The sequence below is a fragment of the Pseudomonas sp. 3A(2025) genome, assembly GCF_054589175.1.
Window position 1 is genome coordinate 1 of sequence record NZ_BAAILM010000107.1, and the last position, 2,832, is coordinate 2,832.

Below are 2,832 nucleotides of genomic sequence, written 5' to 3' on the forward strand. Positions count from 1 at the left end.
CGAACACGACATAACGCAGCGCCAACGATTCAGTGCTGTCGCAGGCCACCGGGATCAACTGCTTGAACGCCGACGGTGTCTGGTTGAGTACGGTCACCTGCTCGCGGCACAGCAGGGCATGGAAACTTTCTGGCGAACGTGCAACATCCTTCGGCACGATGACCGCCTTGCCGCCGTACAACAGCGCGCCATACAGCTCCCACACCGAAAAATCGAAGGCGTAGGAGTGGAATACCGTCCAGACGTCCTGGCCATTGAAGTGGAAGTTTTCATCGGTGGCCTGGAACAGGCGCAGGACGTTGTGATGCGGCAACAGTGTGCCCTTGGGCTTGCCGGTCGAGCCCGAGGTATAGATCACATAGGCCAGGTTTTCAGGTCGAGTGAGGTTGACCGGGTTGGCATCGCTGTAATCCGCCAGCCAGTCAGGACCGGCCTCCAGGATCACCGTCTGCACGCCGCCTTCCAACACCGGCAGTTGTCCTTGCACATGCGCCTGCGTCAGCAGCAAGCGGATGCCACTGTCTTCAACCATGTACGCCAGGCGGTCCTGCGGATACTCAGGGTCCAGCGGCACATAGGCGCCACCGGCCTTGAGGATCGCCAGCAATCCCACCACCATCTCCAGGCTGCGCTCTACCGCCAGGCCTACCAGCACGTCCGGACCTACGCCCAGCTCGCGCAGCTTGTGCGCCAAGCGATTGGCTTGCTGGTTCAGTTCGGTGTAACTCAACGAGTGCTCGCCACATACCAAGGCTGTGGCCTGCGGCGTCTTCAAAACCTGCTGCTCGATCAACTGATGAATGCACTGCTCGGCCGGGTAGCTGACCTCGCTACGGTTCCACTCATCCACGATCTGTTGCTGTTGCTCTGCACGCAATAGTGGCAGGTGCGCCAGACACTGCTCAGGCTGGCCAACCACCTGTCCCAACAATTGAGTCCAATATCGCCCCAACTGTTCAATAGTCGAGACATCAAACAGTGCGGTGTCATAGTTAAACGAGGCACCGATGCCGGTTTCGTGCTCGAAGGTATTGAGTGTCAGATCAAATTTAGCGACCTGCTCCTCCCACTTCACCCCTTCTACCTGAAGCCCTTGCACTTCTCTGGAAGTATCCTTGATATGTGTCTGATGGTTGAGCATCACTTGAAACAGGGGGCTATGACTCAAGCTGCGTTCCGGCTGCAGTGCTTCCACAAGTTGCTCGAACGGCAGATCCTGATGCGCCTGTGCTCCCAGCGCCGCACGCTTGACCTGCTGCAAAAGACCGCTAAACGTCGTCGATAGATCGAACTCGGCCTTGAGCACCTGCGTATTGACGAAAAAGCCGATCAACCTCTCGGTTTCCACCCGATTACGGTTGGCAGTAGGGACACCCACCCGAATATCGTTCTGCCCGCAATAGCGTTGTAAAAGGGCCTGCAATGAGGCCAGCAAAACCATAAACAGCGTCACGCCCTGTTTCTGCGCCAATTGCTTCAGGGAGCCGCTCAGATCGTCATTCAGAGCAATGTCCAGGCGGGCACCGGCATGGCTTTTCAGCAACGGACGCGGACGATCCAGAGGCAGCTCCAGCACCGGCTGTTCGCCGCCCAATTGCTCGGTCCAATACGCCAGCTGGCGCGCCTGTTCGCCTGCGGCCATCCACCGGCGCTGCCACACCGCATAGTCGGCATACTGAATAGGCAGCTTAGGCAAGCTCACTGGCTGGCCTTGGCGATAGCCTTCGTACAGGCTCACCAACTCCTCGACCATCACCGGCATTGACCAGCCATCGGACACGATGTGGTGCAGGGTCAGTACCAGCACATGGTCATGTTCCGCCAGGCGCAGCAGCCTGACTCGCAGCAGCGGACCACTGATCAAATCAAAAGGCTTCTGGATCTCGGCCTCGACATGGCCCTGAATGTCTGCTTCGCCGTTCAGTGTCTCGAACGTAATCTCTATGGGCTGTTCGGCATGGATAATCTGCACTGCCTGCTCTGCTTCCTGGCGGAAGGTGGTGCGTAGGGTTTCGTGGCGCGCGATCAGGGCATCAAAGCTGTCGTGCAGGGCGTCCCTGTCCAGCTCACCCTTGAAACGCAGAGCTACCGGCATGTTGTACGCCGGACTGTCAGGTGCCAGTTGCCACAGGAACCATTGCCGCTGTTGGGCAAACGACAACACCAGAGGCTGCTGGCGATCGACAGACTCAAACGCAGGCGCGTGGCTACCCACCCCGTTGCTCACCCGGGAAACGAACTCGGCCAGCGTCGGCGCTTCAAACAACACGCGCAGCGGCATCTCAATCTCCAGCGTATGTCGGATTCGTGAAGTCACTTGAGTGACCAGCAACGAGTGGCCGCCCAATTCGAAGAAATTGTCGGTCAGCCCCACCTGCTCCACCTTGAGCACTTCAGCCCAGATGGCCGCAATCTGCCGCTCAAGCTCCGTTTGCGGCGCCACATACACTTGTTGTTGCAGGCTGGCATCCGGCTTGGGCAGGGCCTTGCGGTCCAGCTTGCCGTTGGGGGTAAGCGGCAGCTTGTCCAGAAACAGCAGATACGCCGGCACCATGTAGTCCGGCAAATTCATTCTGAGCTGTTCGCGCAGATCGCTTCGCAGTTGGGTTTGCTGCTGCGCATTCAGTTCTCCGGCCGCAGTCACCAGGTACGCCGCCAGTTGTTTGCCACTCGGTCCATCGACATCGATGACCACTGCTTCGCGCACTGCTTCGTGCTCCAGCAACCGGGCCTCGATCTCACCCAGTTCAATACGGAAACCGCGGATCTTTACCTGATGGTCGATACGACTGACGTACTCGATCACCCCTTCGGCGCGGTAACGCGCCAGAT

General features: G+C 58.6%; 1 protein-coding gene. It reads right to left on the reverse strand.

The annotated features are described in order from the left end of the window. On the reverse strand, window positions 1–2,832 hold a 2,832-nt coding region (locus ACYP2A_RS26590), incomplete at both ends, for a condensation domain-containing protein (RefSeq protein ID WP_459748918.1).